Consider the following 15,572-nt stretch of genomic DNA (forward strand, 5'->3'; position numbering starts at 1 on the left):
CTATTAATTGAGCAGTAGATAGCTGGGAGCAATGATTTGAAAGTGTTTGTGGCAAGGCAGGCCATCTTTAATCGAAAGAAACAGGTGGTTGCGTATGAATTGCTGTTTCGTGATGGTAAACAAAATTGCTTCCCCAACATTGCTGATGATGCCGCCACAGCCAGGCTGATTATGGACAACCAACTTAATCTGGGTACCCGCTATCTGACGTCGGGAAAGAAGGCACTTATCAATATCGGTGAAGAGTCGCTGAATCAGGAGCTTGCGCATTTCCTACCAAGCAGTGATGTGATCCTCGAATTACTGGAAACCATTCCCCCAACGAAGGATAATTATGAAAGAGTGAGACAACTGTTTCATAATAATTATCGTCTGGCGCTGGATGACTTCACATATTCCAAAGATTGGGAACCTTTCCTTAAGTTGGTCCGACTCATTAAGTTTGATTTAGTTGAAAGTCCGCTGGATAAAATAGCCCCGCTGGTAGAGCAACTAAAGCAGCGCAAAAACCTCAAGTTACTCGCCGAAAAAGTAGAAACTGAAGAAGAGTTCGTGCAAGCGAAAAAGATGGGCTTTACATTTTTCCAGGGTTACTTTTTTGCAAAACCAACCATGATATCCCAGCAGGACATCGAAATTAATTATGCCATAGTCATGTTGATTTATGCCGAAGTGCTGAAACCTCATATGAATTTGGGGCGGATCTCCGAGCTATTCGCCCAGGATACAGCATTGGCCTACAAGCTGCTACGTCTGATAAATTCTGGTGTCTTTCCGATAAAAAGCCGCATTGAATCCCTGAAACAGGCGCTTGTTTATCTGGGGAATGAGCGCGTGCTCAAGTTTGTAAATCTTATCATGACGGCACATGTAGCAACGAACAAGCCAACCGAGCTGACCCGTCTGAGTATTGTTCGTTCACGCTTTTGTGAGCTGATTGCCCAGCAGATCGCCCCAGGTATTGCAAGTATGAGTTTTCTGACGGGGCTGTTTTCATTGCTTGATGCAATTTTAGATAAGCCAATGGAGTTGTTGGTGGGACGTTTGCCATTTCCAGAAATAATTCACGACGCGCTGTTAGGTAAATCAAACACGTTGTATTACATTTTGAATGTCGTGAAAGCCTATGAGAGTGGCAGCTGGTGGGCATTACAAGAAGCCTGTGCATTACTCAATATGCCAGACGAAAGCTTACCCGAGTTCCATGCGTCGGCCGTTACTTGGGCTGATATGTATCGTGATCATGTGTATTAATGTTGAGAAATCCATTTATTGACAGTGTTAGGGGGTTTGCTTTACTTGGTTTGAGCCTGACCAACCTGTTTTTTATGGCCAATTTTTCGTATGGCTATATTCCTCCTGTCGACACAGAACTGTTTGAACAGGTGTTATCTTTTCTGACCACTGTGTTGGCTGATGGGCGATTTCGAACCTTGTTTTGCCTGGTGTTTGGCGCCGCTTTATTGATCCAGTTTAAGAGATATGAGCATAGCACTCACCGCCTTTTCCCTATAAAAACCAGGCTCTGCATACTCGCTTTGTTTGGTATCTTGCATGGGTACTTGCTATGGCCCGGAGACATTTTGCTAAACTACGCGTTGTCAGGATTGCTGGCTCTGATGTGGTTAGAATCAAAACAGAGACTGTTTGCAGCTGGCCTACTGACCGTTTTGCCTGTGGGTTTATTGGTTGTGCTCAGCTATCTAGTGCGTGAACCCGCTATAGATCGGACGAGCGTGGAATATGCCATTGTGATGGATACCTTGCCGCTGACCTACAACGAGTTACTGAGCCAGAATATGAGCAATTTCACTATGATGATTTTACTCATCCCCATTGCCACGTTATGGAATACACTCGGATTAATGTTGTTGGGTATGGAGCTGTATGAAAGAGGGTGGTTTACACAGAAAATATTACTTTCCCGGAAGTGGCTATGGGCGGCATGGTGGGCCAGTATTTGTATCTCGTTGCTCCTTTGGTTGGTTAAAGAGTCGGTTATTGGACAGGTACTCGAAACAGTAAACTGGCTCGCAGCCATCCCTATGGCACTGTGTTATTTAGTTTTGCTCCAGGCCATAAATAGGAACATACCGACCCTGAGCGGCATGCTGGCGATAGTCGGACGTTATTCTTTGACGCTTTACTTAACCCAAACGGTCATCGGAATAAGTTTTTTTCATTTTGTTTTTCCGGACAGCCGACTCTCATTTACCCGTGTTGATTACTTCTTGTTTTTCCTGAACCTTACGCTGGGGCAAGTGATTTTGGCTATACTGCTTGATAGGGCCAAAAAATCGGGTCCGGCTGAGTACATATTGAAGCGTTGCGTAGGGTATCTGAGCCGTGCGTAACACAAAAAAAGGCAGTTTATCGTGAAGTTTGTGCAGTGTATTTTCTGGGTTTTTCTTTTATTGTCATCTCATTTGAGTTTTGCAAAGGCGGACTTTTCAGTTTTGCTGGTTAATCCCTCTGTATCCGGGGAGCCATTTTGGCAAAAAGTCGAATCCATTGCACAGGCTGCAAGTAAACAGCTCAATGTGAAACTTGACGTGATATATGGTGACGGGAGCCGGTATATTCAGCTCGCCGAGCTGCAAAAGTACCTGGAGTATCGTGCCACACCTGACTTCGTCGTACTGATGCTGTACCCGGGTAACGCGGAGCAACATCTGGATCTGTTAGAAAAATATGGGATCCAATACCTGACTCTGGAGCAAACCATTAACGGGCCTGAACAGACTGAAATAGGCAAGCCCGGCCAAAGATATAAAAACTGGCTGGGAGAAATCTACTTTGATAATTTTCGTGCCGGGGCAGAGCTGGCTAAGGCTTTGACAGAGTCCCTGCGTGAACAAGATAGCCAGGTTAAACCTCAGGCCATAGCAATCAATGGTCATTATGGCAGCGAGTCAGATGCCCGCAATCAGGGAGCGCAGTCGTATTTTGGAAGTCAGGGAGTTGCCTTACAGCAGTCTATCTATGCCAGTTGGTCCAAGACTCAGGCAATGGAAAAAACACAACGGCTTCTTAAGCGATATCCAGAAACGAACATTATCTGGAGTGCGTCCGATTTAATGGCGATGGGCGCACTGAGTGCGGTCAAGCAACAAAGTAGTGATAAAGAGAGGTTCGTTGCAATTGGCGGCTTTGACTGGCTCAATGATACACTTGGATTGATAGAAAAGGGGGAGTTACAAGCGTCTGTTGGCGGACATTTTATCATGGGCGGGCTAGCCATCTTGTCCTTATACGATAGGTTCCATGGTCATAAATACTGGCAAGAGCACCAGTCAATCACTTACCCTTTAGTCGTGATCAATGGACATAATGTCCATCGCTACCTGTGGCTGGCTGATAAATCAGACTGGTCAGGTGTTGATTTTAGTAAGTTCAGCTTATTAAAAAACAAACAGACGCAATATCTAGTGTCACCCGAGTTTTTGGCCAGAGAGACGGCACCTGGTGTAATATCCGAATAGCAGTGTTGATGAGTCAGTACCTTGTGAGCCACAATAACAATGAAACATTTCTACTGGCTTGCAAAGTTTGTTACCATGCGCTTCCTGTAACTCATCTGGTCGTAAGGTGAGTATTGCCTCCATGTACAAGATAAGATAACTGCTTCTTTATGAACGAACTTAAGCGATTAAATAAATACATCAGTGAAACAGGGTTTTGTAGCCGCAGAGAAGCGGATACGCTGATCAGCGACGGCCGGGTATCCGTCAATGGCCAGGTCGCCGAAATGGGACTTAAGGTCAGTGATGCAGACACCATACTGATTGACAATAAACCGCTAAAATCTAAACCAAAGCGGGTATATATCGCTTACAACAAGCCCGTGGGTGTGACCTGCACAACGGAGCGCAAGATAAAAAGTAATATTGTTAGTGCCATTCAATACCCTGAACGCATATTTCCTATTGGCCGACTGGACAGGCCATCCGAAGGCTTGATCTTTTTGACCAATGAAGGTGACATCGTCAATAAAATACTTCGCGCTGGAAACAACCATGAAAAAGAATACGTGGTGACGGTCGACAAGCCCGTTACCGAGGAGTTTATTCGTGGTATGCGCTCAGGAGTGCCAATTCTTGGCACTGTCACTAAAAAATGCTTTGTTAAGAAAACTGCAGCGAAGCAGTTCACTATCGTGTTAACGCAGGGGCTGAATCGCCAGATCCGACGCATGTGCGAATACTTTGACTATGAAGTACAAACGCTTAAGCGTGTGCGCATCATGAATGTCAATCTGAATGGGTTGCGCCCGGGGCAGTGGCGTCACCTCAGTGAATCGGAAATGGCAGAGATCAATGCCTCAATCGAAGGGTCATCGAAAACGGAAGAAGCATCCGTTGATGAGCAAAAACGTGTCGCACGACAACCAGCCAGGTCAGATCATAGTCGTCATGAGTCGGCACCAAAAAGCACCAGAAGTAAAGCTGGTCAGGCTAAAAAACAGCATGGCTCAGACAGAAGTCGTTCCGAAAAAGCAGTGCGCTCTGAAAAGCCAAAAAACCGCACGGGAGCTAATCCACGCACGCGAGTTAAAGGGACATTGTCTTTGAAAAAATAAATGAGTAAAAGGGCCGCAGTATGCGGCCCTTTTACTATCTCGGTGCGGTTACTTTAAAGAACAAACAGTAAATAACGGGTAAAACTATCAAGGTCAGGACTGTCGCAAAGCCCAGACCAAACATGATGGTTACGGCCATTGATTTAAAGAACACGTCAAACAACAGAGGGATCATACCCAAAATGGTGGTCACTGCAGCCATTGAAACGGGGCGCACACGGCTCACACCGGAATCGAACACCGCCTGGTAGGGGTCTTTACCACTGTCTAATTCCAGATTTATTTGATCCATCAGAACAATGCCGTTTTTAATCAACATACCAGACAGGCTGAGTAACCCAAGTAGTGCCATAAAGCTGAAGGGAGCCTGAAATATGACCAGTCCCGCTGTTACTCCTATAATGGCAAGTGGTACTGTGCTCCAGATCACCAGAGGTTTGCGTACTGAGTTGAACAGCAGCACAGTAATGATAAACATGGATAAGTAACCCAGAGGAAGTGAGCCAAAGATCGCCTTTTGTGCCTTACTCGAGGATTCAAACTCACCGCCCCACTGCATTTCGTAACCTTGTGGTAGTTCAATGGCTTCGATGTCAGCACGAACCCGGGCAAACAGCTTAGCCGGTGTTTCATTGCCAATGACGTCATGATCTGCCATGACGGTGATCGTCCGCTTGCGGTCGCGACGCATTATCAGGCTGTCTTCCCAGACGACTTCCACGCCGTCAAGGATCTGGCCCAACGGCACATAGACATTGAGGACCGGGCTGAATATCTGCAGGTCAACAAGGTTTTCGACATTGCGCCTTTCGATTTCAGGAGCACGCGCGACGATTGGTAGCATTTTGGTGCCATCGCGATACAGGCCAACTTTGTTGCCCGATACACTGGTCAGCAATAGTTGATCGAGATCGGATTTACTGATCCCCAGGCGTCGTGCTTTTTGCTCATTAAACACCGGCTCCAGCACTTTAGAACGCTGACGCCAGTTGTCACGGATATTAAATGCCCCTGAGTCTTGGGCTAACCTGTTTTTTGCCTGATCTGCCAGCTGACGCAGGACCACAGGATCTGGCCCGGAAAAGCGAGCTTCAATTTTAGCATCCGTCGATGGGCCAATCTCCATGCGCTTGATTTTGAGTTTGCCATCGAGTTCATTGTTAGCGGCAAAATCTCTCACTTTCGCAATCATTGTCGCAACTGCGTCTCTGTCTGTAACTCGAATGATTAACTGGCCATAAGAAGCGTATTGCTTTTCCGGACTGTAGGTGAGCATAAATCGGGGGGCACCCTGGCCGATAGTGGTGGTGATCTCCTTGACCAGATCATCAGATTGCAAAAACCGTTCAAGCTTTTCAAGGTTGTCTGCTGTACTGCGAATATCAGCCCCCTGATAGTGCCAATAGTCGACATAAAACATAGGTGTGTTTGAAGCTGGGAAAAAGGACTGCTTTACCGATTTAAAACCAACCATTGCACACCCGAGTAGTGCAATCATAGCAACGACAGTTGTCCAGCGGAATCGCAGGCAAGCTCTTAGCAGGGCTTTGTACGCGGTGAAGATCAAGCCCTGGTAAGGGTCTTCGCTGTTGTTACCTTGTTGGATCTCTTCTTTGAATAATATGTTTGCAAAAAAGGGCGTAAGTGTGATGGCCGTTACCCAACTAAGCAGCAAGGAAATGAGTAACACCCAGAACAGAGAGCCAGCAAACTCACCACTGGCATCAGAGCTCAGCCCTATGGGCGCAAAGGCGGTAATGCCAATCACCGTCGCACCTAACAATGGCCACTTAGTTTGCTCCACAATGTTGACTGCTGCTTTAATCTTGGTTTGCCCACGTTTGAGGTTGATCAGGATCCCCTCAGTAACAACGATGGCATTGTCAACCAACATACCGAGTGCGATGATCAGAGCACCCAGTGAAATTCGTTGCAAGTCAATTGCAAACATCTTCATGAAAACGAACGTACCGAGCACTGTGAGAAGCAGGATGCCGCCAATCAGAATACCGCTTTTGACTCCCATAAAGATCAACAGTACGACAATAACGATGGCAACGGCTTCAAGCAGACTGACGATAAATCCGTCGACGGATTTTTCTACTTCGTTAGGCTGGTTGTAAACTGTGTGGACAGACATGCCATGTGGGCGTTGATACTCTAGCGAAGCGAGGTGCTTGTCTATGGCTTTACCTACTTCTACTACATTGACACCCGAGCTGAACGAGATACCGAGTAGCAAAGACTGATCGCGATTGTAGCGAGTGATATGCGTCGGAATTTCTGCATATTCGCGTCTGACTGTTGCAACATCACCCAGGTAGATTAACTCTTTGGCGCCTGGCTTTGAGATCAGCAGATCTTCGAGCTCGGAAACCTGGTTAAATTCCCCTGTGGGATGAATACGGATAGACTCGTCTCCGACGCGGATCTTACCAGCATTTGACACACTGTTTTGTGTCTGGAGTAGCGAAAAAATACGGTTATGTGATATCCCGAGCTGCGAAAGCTTCTGACTGGATATTTCAACGGTCACCTGAGCCTGTTGCTCTCCGGCAATGGTGACCTTACTGACGCCATCGACCAACACGAGCTCTCGCTTCAGGTAATCTACGTATTCCTTAAGTTCTTCATAGGAGTACCCATCTCCGGTTATAGCATACAGTACGCCATAAACATCGGCAAAATCATCCATGATCTTAGGAGGGTAAACACCCGGTGGTAAATTGGGCTCTAAATCGTTTATTTTACGCCTTAACTCATCCCAGATTTGCTTGAGATCTTCCTTGCGGTAGGTGCTTTTCATTTCTACCGTGATCTGAGACTGGCCCGGCGAAGAAATAGACGTGACATAATCAACATAAGGCAGGCTTTGAATGGCATTCTCTATAGGGTAAGTGACCTCCTCTTCAACCTGCTGAGGGGATGCACCCGGATAAACGGTGATGACCATCGCCTTTTTAAGCGTAAACTCAGGGTCTTCCAGTTGCCCAAGGCCAAAGTACGAGACTGTCCCTGCTAACAGCAGCAGTAGTGCAAACATCGCACTGATGACTTTGTTTTCAATAGACCATTTGGCAAGACTCATATTACAGGCCTCGCTCTTTAGTCCACGGACGGACTTTCAGACCGTCGCTGAGGTGATGTACGCCGGCAGAGACAATGATTTCACCCGGCTGCAGGCCACTCTTAATCTCAAATCCTTGTTGGCGGAACAAGCCCGGTTGGACGGCGCGTTTTGAAACAAGCTGAGTATCTGGGTTATAGATCCAGACGTAGTGGTTGCCTTCAGCGGCCTGAGTCTGCTCTGAAAATACTGCTTCATTAGGCACGATAATCGCGGAGATACTCTGATTGGTGATTTTGCTCGGGTCGACATAGACATGTCCCGTCATACCGGCAAGCAGGTTAAAGTCTTCCGGAATAGGCAGTGAAAACACCACTTTATAGGTGAGGGTGACCGGATCGGCTTGCGTGTCCCACTCTTTAATGTTTAGCAGATAAGATTTGTCCGGGTAGCCGTCGAAAATGACTGTCGGGTGATAATCCAGGTCTTTGTTAACGCGGGCAACTAGCTTTTCGGGTACCTGAATAACCACATCCATACGGTCGCGTGTTTCAAGGCGCAAAATATTTTGTTTGGCGACAATGTTCTCAAAGTTTTTCACAAATACTTTGGCAATCGTACCGTCAAATGGTGCTCTGAGTTCACTGTTTTCCAGGTTAGTCTGAGCGATTTTAAAAGCGGATTCGGCGACTTGCTCATTTGCCAGAGCCTGATCGTATTCTGCTTTACTGGCAATTGACTTTTTGTACAAAGACTCAATACGGTTCAGCTGCGCAACGGCCAGTTCAAACTGTGCTTTTCGTTGCTGATGTTGTAGCTCGAAGTCTTCCGGGTCGAGCTTAGCCAGAAGCTGTCCTTTTTTCACTTCCTGACCGGCCAATACCGGAAACTCCATTAGCTCTCCGTTGACTCTGAAAGCAAGATAGGACCCCTGATTGGCGACGACTTCAGCTGGAAAGCTCCGTAACTGACTGGCTTGTGGATCGGACACCGTGTGTAGTTTAACAGGGCGAATGACTTGACTGGTTGATGCCGGCTGTGTGGCTTCCTGACAGGCAGACAAAAACAGCAAAGCGGGAAAAAAGAGTGCGAGTTTATTCACGAATATTACTCCCTCAGACTAAAATTTAGTGCAGGATAATGAATTTGGGCATAAAATAAAAATTATTAAAACTTTGGTATAAAATAAATTTTATTTATGAAGTTGGCAGATATTCAGGTACTCGATGCCGTAGCAAATGCACAAAGCCTGAGCGAGGCGGCAAAACGATTGTATAAATCACAACCGGCGGTAACGCAAGCCTTAAAAAGGCTGTCCGATGAGCTGGGCTTTGCGTTGGTGACGAGAGAAGATTATCGGATACGACTGACTGAGCAGGGCAAGCGCTTTCATCAGCACGCCCAAAAGCTATTAGAGCACCACAACCACCTCAAAATTCTGGCGGATGAATTTTCTCAGGGCAACGAAGCAAAATTTCGTATTTGCTATGAACCCATGTGCCATCAGGAAACGTATAACGCGCAGATTAGTAGCACTTTTAAGCAATTTCCCTCAACAGAGCTGGTGATTTCCAGCGGCCGGCGCTTTGTGGCCCTTGAGCAAGTGAATGCTGGCGCCGCCGACCTAGGGATAGGCCCCTGGTTTGACTTATTTCACGCCACGGGAGAACTTGAATCCATTGCAATTGGAGAAACTAAGTTAGGTGTGGTTGCCAAACGGGGCTTGTTGCCCAAACGTATGTACTATGATCAATTGAGTCTTTATCCTTGTCTTGCGATGGTAGAGAGCGGTTTTGATTTTGACAGTGAACGTTTGGCCTATTCCAGAGGATTACATGTGATGAAACTGGATGATGTCAGTACCATCAAACTATTCTTGTCTCAGGGGGTTGGGTTTGCATTGACCAGCCTCAACACCTGTAGACAGGAGTTGGAAAGCGGCGAGCTTGAGCGCATTGAAATCATAGACAGACAACATGAATTCACTGCTGCAATACATGCATTTCGTCGTCACCAGAGTCATTATGGGCCGGTTGCCCGGCATTTATGGCAACAGTTCACAGCATTAGGAGCGCAGTTTGCTAGAGGAAACTAAAGAGGAATTCAGAACCAAAGTCTTCACCCTGATTGGCGCCATTCCACCTGGTAATGTCGCAACATACGGGCAAATAGCCGCTCTTGCCGGGGCACCCAAGCATGCCAGGGCGGTTGGTTACTTGTTGAAGCATTTGCCCGCGGGTTCGAGTCTGCCCTGGTACAGAGTGATTAACAGTCAGGGGAAGATTTCTTTTCCACCCGAGAGCGACAAATTCAGCGAGCAGAGTGCGTTGCTGCGCTCGGAGGGAGTGCAGATACAAGGCGGTAAAGTTGCTTTACGCCAGTATCAGTGGTGCTAAATCTATCCGTCATTTTTAAGTTATGGAGAGAGCAATGATAGAGCAAGCTTTTAACTTCAACAGCCCCATTAAAATAGGGATCAGCGCGTGTCTGGCAGGGGATAAAGTGCGTTTTGATTCCGGGCATAAACGCAGCAATTTTTGTATGGACGAACTGGCAGACTACGTCGAATATGTCCGTTTTTGTCCAGAAGTTGCCATCGGTTTACCCATTCCGAGAAAAACCATTCGTCAGGTGAGGGTAGAGGATGTGATTAAGGTTGGTCCTGCACACAGCGACGAAGATTATGCTCCAGATCTGGCACAATACGGAAAGAAGGTATCAGATGAGCATGGTGCGCAGTTGTCTGGCTACATCTTTTGTGCCAAAAGCCCTAGTTGCGGTATGGAGCGGGTGAAAATCTATAATGAAGCCGAAACGGGCAATACTTCCGAAGGTATAGGCATCTTTGCCGAACAAATCATGGCACGTAACCCGCTGCTGCCGTGCGAGGAAAATGGCCGGCTAAACGATATGCACCTGAGAGAAAATTTCGTGATGCGTGTCTATGTGTATAAAAGTTGGCAGGAACTGGTGGTCAGCAACCCAGGATTACATGAATTAACGACCTTTCACGCACGCCACAAATATTTATTGATGAGCCACAATTACGAGGCTTATCGCGAACTTGGCAGGCTGTTGGCAGAAGGTAAGGGAACAGATCTGGATGAGCTCAGAGGGACCTACATTAAAGGGCTGATGGAGGCCTTGTCTCGACCGGCCAGACGTAAAGATCAGGCGAATACATTATCGCATTTGCAGGGCTATTTTAAGAAAGTATTGGGCAAGGTTGAGAAACAGGAACTTTGCCGTGCAATTGACGATTATCGCATTGGTCAGGTGCCCTTGCAGGTACCGTTAACTTTATTGCGCCACCACCTGATAATGCATCCAAACGATTATCTGATGCAGCAAGTGTATTTCCATCCTTATCCAAATGAACTCAAATTGAGGTATGCGATTTAATGTCTACACTGTTTTGGTTTCGTCGCGATTTGCGTATTTATGGTAATGAGGCGCTCATAGAGGCTGTTGAAAATGGGGCCCGTGATGCCCTTTTTTTTGTCTGTGAACAACAGTGGCAACAGCACAATACGGCACCTGTGCAGGTTGATTTGCTCAAGCGACGTGTGGTGTGGTTGGGGCATAAACTGGCCGAGTTAGGTGTGCGCTTACATGTATTGGATGCAGGTAACTTTGCCAAGGTACCAACACTGCTTGCTCAGTTTTGCCAGACTCATGAGGTTAAACGGGTATACGCCAACCGAGAGTATGAAGTAAATGAGCAGGCCAGAGACAGAACCTGTCAGGAGGCCGGTGTACAATTTCACCTATTCGATGGCGATGTCATAGCACCACCTGGGAGTGTTACGACGGCCAGTAACGAAATGTACAAAGTGTTTACGCCATTTAAAAAAGCCTGGCTCAAACAGTATGAGCAACAGCACTTTGTTTTGCCAGGCTGGCCCAAACTAGACCTGACGCCCGTTGAGTGGGAAGCGCCTGAGCTGCTTACGGGGGACGGCAGTTCAGCTAAGTGGCCAGTGGATGATGAAACCCTGGTGAAGGTCGCTCAAGCGTTTATTCAGGATAAAATGGCAGATTATAAGGATCAGAGGGACTTCCCGGGTGTAAAAGGCACCTCAGGACTGAGCCCTTATCTAGCATTGGGCATAGTATCGGTGAAGCAATTATTGGCTGAAATCCAGCTTCATTTGCCTGAACTGTTACACATGACCAGTGCACCTGCGTTCAGCTGGGTCAATGAGTTGATCTGGCGAGAATTTTACCGACACCTTATTTGTGCTTATCCAAAACTATGTAAAGGCTTTAATTTTAATGAAAAGTACAACGAGGTCAGCTGGCGCCAGGATGAGGCTCAGTTTCAGGCCTGGTGTGCAGGAAAAACAGGTTACCCTATAGTCGATGCGGCTATGCGTCAGCTTAACCAAACCGGGTGGATGCATAACCGTTTGCGCATGATAGTAGCAAGCTTCTTAACTAAACATCTGTTGATAGACTGGCGCAAAGGTGAGCAGTACTTTATGAGCAAGCTGATTGATGGTGACCTGGCGAGTAACAACGGAGGCTGGCAGTGGGCTGCCAGTACCGGGTGTGATGCACAGCCTTATTTTCGGATTTTTAATCCGATCAGCCAAAGTGAAAAGTTTGACCCCCAAGGGGATTTTATACGTAAGTTTGTGCCAGAACTGAGTGAGATACCCGCCAAGTCGATCCATTTTCCTCATGATTATTTACAGGCATTTTCCATAGATGGTTATGTTGAACCCATAGTGGAACATAAAGCGGCACGGGAAAGAGCGCTGGCAGCGTTTAAGGTTTAAGCAGTCACAGCAATTTCTTGTGAGCTCAATAGCGACGGGGGCTAAGACGCAGTGGATGTAAAGTAATCAAAAAATGGGGTTTTTTGTGCCTGATATGATTACACCCGCGCCAGATAAGGCGAAATAGCGTAAATATTTTAGTTAAAAGGGGATTTTAGGCTTGCACAAAGAAAAAAAATGGATAAACATAGAATCCGCTTCGGCAAATTATAAAAACATAGGAATTATACAATGAATAAAGCTCAACTAGTTGAAAAGATGGCGGCTGACGCTGAGATCTCAAAAGCTGCAGCGGCACGCGCGCTGGAAGCATTCACTGGTGCTGTAACTCAGTCTCTTAAAGATGGTAACTCAGTGGCACTGGTTGGTTTTGGCACTTTCTCTGTAAAAGAGCGTTCAGCGCGTACGGGTCGTAACCCTCAAACTGGCGCTGAAATCCAAATTCCAGCGGCGAATATCCCTTCTTTCAAGGCGGGTAAAGGCCTTAAAGATCAGGTTAACCCTTAATAAACTGCTAGCACAGTTTTATATATTTTAAAAAAGGGGCTTTTGCCCCTTTTTGTATTAACCTCTTAATGCCTTATCTCCTCGTCCTATTCCTACGGTTCCGGAACGAACGATTTCAATAATATCGCTTTCATGTCTGAGCATATCCAGAAATGACTCGATCTTGTCACTGCTGCTTGCCAGTTGTACGGTATAGCTGCGTTTACCCATGTCCAGTATGACGCCTCCAAAGACGTCTGTGACACGCGTGACCGAGGCTCTGGTTTGTTCGTTACCCGCAAATACCTTGGCGAGCAATAGCTCGCGCTCGATATGAGCAGCTTCAGTAAGGTCGATGACTTTAAGCACGTCAACGAGTTTGTTTACCTGCTTGGTGATCTGCTCAACAACTCTGTCATCTCCATGTGTCGTTATGGTAATGCGAGAAAGTGTTTTGTCGTCGGTTGTGCCTACCGTTAAGCTGTCAATGTTATATGCACGTTGAGAGAACAGGCCCACAATGCGCGACAGAGCACCCGGCTCGTTTTCAAGTAAAATGGCTAATATTCTACGCATTATGCTTTCACTCCTTTTTTCAACCACATATCATCAATGGCGCCCAGTTTAATTTGCATGGGGTAAACGTGTTCATTTTCGTCCACACAAATATCCAGAAAAACCAGGCGGTCATTGATGGCAAATGCTCGCGCCAAAGCGTCGTCCAGTTCATCCGGGTGGTCGACTCGGATCCCGACGTGTCCATAGCTTTGTGCAAGGGCAACAAAATCGGGCAGGGATTCCATATAAGAGCTCGAATGACGTCCCCCATACATCATGTCCTGCCATTGGCGTACCATGCCTAAAGAGCGGTTATTGAGAGAGACAATTTTTACATTGAGTCCGTACTGAAGGCAGGTGGAAAGTTCCTGAATGTTCATTTGTATAGACCCATCACCGGTCACGCACACAACATCCGCGTTGGGGTAGGCAACTTTTACGCCCATTGCTGCGGGCAGACCAAACCCCATGGTTCCCAGACCGCCGGAGTTAATCCATTGTCTGGGGTGTTTGAAGGGGTAGTACTGGGCTGCAAACATTTGATGTTGGCCTACATCCGAGCATACATATGCGTCACCTTGGGTAATTTGGTAGAGCTTTTCGATTACGGTTTGTGGTTTGATTTTTTCCCCCTGAGCCTCGTACGACAAACAGCGTTGTTCTCGCCAAGCTGTAATTTGCTGCCACCATGACTCTTGTGCTGCGCGGTCAATACGCAATGCGCTTTTCTCAATTGCACTTTGTAGCTGTTCCAGTACGGTCTTCAGGCAACCGACAACAGGTATGTGTGCCTGGATTGTCTTGGAAATTGAGGTCGGATCTACATCAACGTGCACTATGGTGGCATCGGGGCAGAACTTTTTGACATTATTTGTTACCCGATCATCAAAGCGGGCACCCAATGCCAGAATAACGTCTGCATTGGCCATCGCTTTGTTTGCTTCCAATGAGCCGTGCATACCTAGCATGCCCACAAAATTTGGGTGCGTACCGCTGATTCCGCCCAGGCCCATTAAGGTGTTGGTGATCGGGGCATTAAGCGTCTCAACCAGCTCAGTGAGCTGCTCTGAGGTATTGGATAGAATAATCCCGCCACCTGAATATACGACCAGACGTTTAGCACCCAAAATTGCATCTACCGCTTTCTTGATTTGGCGAGAATGTCCCTTTGAGCTTGGGTTATAAGTACGCATTTCAATGCGTGCAGGCATCTTGTAATCGAATTTAAGTTGAGGATTGAGAATATCCTTTGGCAGTTCGACAACCACGGGACCTGGTCTGCCAGAATTTGCTAAATAAAATGCTTTGGCCAGCACCGACGGGATCATTTCAGCGTCACGACAGTTAAAGCTATGTTTAACGATGGGGCGCGAACAGCCAACTATGTCTGTTTCCTGAAACGCGTCATCACCTATCAAATTGGAGGGTACCTGACCTGACAGCACCACCATAGGAATGCTATCCATATAAGCGGTGGCAATACCCGTCACACAGTTTGTGGCGCCAGGTCCAGAGGTTGCGAGCACAACCCCGGTCTTTCCTGTACTTCTGGCGTAGCCATCAGCCATGTGTGTAGCAGCCTGTTCATGTCTGACCAGGATATGTTCAACCTCATCTTGTGCAAACAACGCATCGTAAAGATCCAGCACTGAACCACCCGGGTACCCGAAAATATAGTCCACATCCAGTTCGGCCAGTGCTTTTACAACTAGCTCTGAGCCGTTAAATTGCTCATTCATTACCTCATTCCTCAGCAAAGTTTAAATTAAAGGCAAAAAAAAACCCCGCTAGTGCGGGGTCTGTGCAAACGTTCGCTCACAACGGCCCCGCCGGACTTACCACTAAGACCAGTACGAGTACCACAACTGTGAATAGAATAGTTTGCATAGTTAATTTCTGCGTAAAAAGTTTAATCTGATGCTCTTTATTTAAAGGGTAATCATCTGAACTGTCAAGTTACAAAATGGCCAAAATGCATTAATGTGCCTTTTCGGTGTTTTAAATATTGAAATGTAGTATTTCATTGCGGTTTGGTGATGTTTTTATGGATAAATAATGCTTTTTCTCACGCTGTTGGCGCGTTTAGAATTATACTCAGCAA

At 46.8% G+C, this 15,572-nt stretch carries 13 protein-coding genes; 9 read left to right on the plus strand and 4 right to left on the minus strand.

From position 1 onward, the window contains the following. The first annotated feature begins 36 nt into the window (after positions 1–36). From CWB99_RS00585 to rluF, 4 genes are all read left to right on the plus strand, one after another. On the plus strand, positions 37–1,254 hold the full coding sequence (locus CWB99_RS00585) for an EAL and HDOD domain-containing protein (RefSeq protein ID WP_138551924.1): 1,218 nt from the start codon (positions 37–39) through the stop codon (positions 1,252–1,254). Beyond that, positions 1,254–2,354: a DUF418 domain-containing protein gene (locus CWB99_RS00590; protein WP_138551923.1), complete on the plus strand. Its 1,101-nt coding sequence runs from the start codon at positions 1,254–1,256 to the stop codon at positions 2,352–2,354. Before CWB99_RS00585 ends, CWB99_RS00590 begins: the two co-directional genes overlap by 1 nt. 102 nt (positions 2,355–2,456) lie before the next feature. Next, entirely contained in the window at positions 2,457–3,482 is a 1,026-nt protein-coding gene (locus CWB99_RS00595) for an ABC transporter substrate-binding protein (protein WP_249331572.1), read from the plus strand. Between the two features lie 149 nt (positions 3,483–3,631). After that, a complete protein-coding gene (rluF, locus tag CWB99_RS00600; protein ID WP_138551921.1) occupies positions 3,632–4,579 on the plus strand; it encodes a 23S rRNA pseudouridine(2604) synthase RluF in 948 nt (315 codons plus the stop codon). A 34-nt stretch (positions 4,580–4,613) separates the two neighbouring features. On the opposite strand, the gene CWB99_RS00605 is transcribed toward rluF, so the two are convergent. Both CWB99_RS00605 and CWB99_RS00610 read right to left on the minus strand, forming a co-directional pair. Then, the gene (locus tag CWB99_RS00605; protein ID WP_138551920.1) at positions 4,614–7,667 is read right to left on the minus strand and encodes an efflux RND transporter permease subunit; all 3,054 of its coding nucleotides are present in this window, start codon (positions 7,665–7,667) and stop codon (positions 4,614–4,616) included. A 1-nt stretch (position 7,668) separates the two neighbouring features. Further along, complete coding sequence (locus CWB99_RS00610; protein ID WP_138551919.1) at positions 7,669–8,748, minus strand: efflux RND transporter periplasmic adaptor subunit; 1,080 nt, start codon at positions 8,746–8,748, stop codon at positions 7,669–7,671. Between the two features lie 96 nt (positions 8,749–8,844). On the opposite strand from CWB99_RS00610, the gene CWB99_RS00615 reads away from it, so the two are divergent. The 5 genes from CWB99_RS00615 to CWB99_RS00635 all read left to right on the plus strand — a co-directional run bounded on the left by CWB99_RS00615 (position 8,845) and on the right by CWB99_RS00635 (position 12,934). After that, positions 8,845–9,741 carry a LysR family transcriptional regulator gene (locus tag CWB99_RS00615; protein WP_138551918.1) on the plus strand — a complete coding sequence of 299 codons (897 nt, stop codon included), beginning with the start codon at positions 8,845–8,847 and terminating at the stop codon, positions 9,739–9,741. Beyond that, positions 9,725–10,042: an MGMT family protein gene (locus tag CWB99_RS00620; RefSeq protein ID WP_138551917.1), complete on the plus strand. Its 318-nt coding sequence runs from the start codon at positions 9,725–9,727 to the stop codon at positions 10,040–10,042. The genes CWB99_RS00615 and CWB99_RS00620 overlap by 17 nt, the downstream gene beginning before the upstream one ends. A 34-nt stretch (positions 10,043–10,076) precedes the next feature. Further along, entirely contained in the window at positions 10,077–11,048 is a 972-nt protein-coding gene (locus CWB99_RS00625; protein WP_138551916.1) for a YbgA family protein, read from the plus strand. Continuing rightward, complete coding sequence (gene phrB, locus CWB99_RS00630; protein WP_138551915.1) at positions 11,048–12,427, plus strand: deoxyribodipyrimidine photo-lyase; 1,380 nt, start codon at positions 11,048–11,050, stop codon at positions 12,425–12,427. Before CWB99_RS00625 ends, phrB begins: the two co-directional genes overlap by 1 nt. Positions 12,428–12,658: 231 nt before the next feature. Continuing rightward, a complete protein-coding gene (locus CWB99_RS00635; protein ID WP_054016655.1) occupies positions 12,659–12,934 on the plus strand; it encodes an HU family DNA-binding protein in 276 nt (91 codons plus the stop codon). Positions 12,935–12,991: 57 nt separating this feature from the next. On the opposite strand, the gene ilvN is transcribed toward CWB99_RS00635, so the two are convergent. Together ilvN and CWB99_RS00645 are read right to left on the minus strand one after the other, a co-directional pair. Next, positions 12,992–13,489: an acetolactate synthase small subunit gene (gene ilvN / locus CWB99_RS00640; protein ID WP_138551914.1), complete on the minus strand. Its 498-nt coding sequence runs from the start codon at positions 13,487–13,489 to the stop codon at positions 12,992–12,994. Next, the gene (locus CWB99_RS00645; RefSeq protein ID WP_138551913.1) at positions 13,489–15,210 is read right to left on the minus strand and encodes an acetolactate synthase 3 large subunit; all 1,722 of its coding nucleotides are present in this window, start codon (positions 15,208–15,210) and stop codon (positions 13,489–13,491) included. The genes ilvN and CWB99_RS00645 overlap by 1 nt, the downstream gene beginning before the upstream one ends. Positions 15,211–15,572: the final 362 nt, after the last annotated feature.

Origin of the sequence: Pseudoalteromonas rubra (genome assembly GCF_005887095.1) — a bacterium.
GTDB classification, from domain to species: domain Bacteria; phylum Pseudomonadota; class Gammaproteobacteria; order Enterobacterales; family Alteromonadaceae; genus Pseudoalteromonas; species Pseudoalteromonas rubra_E.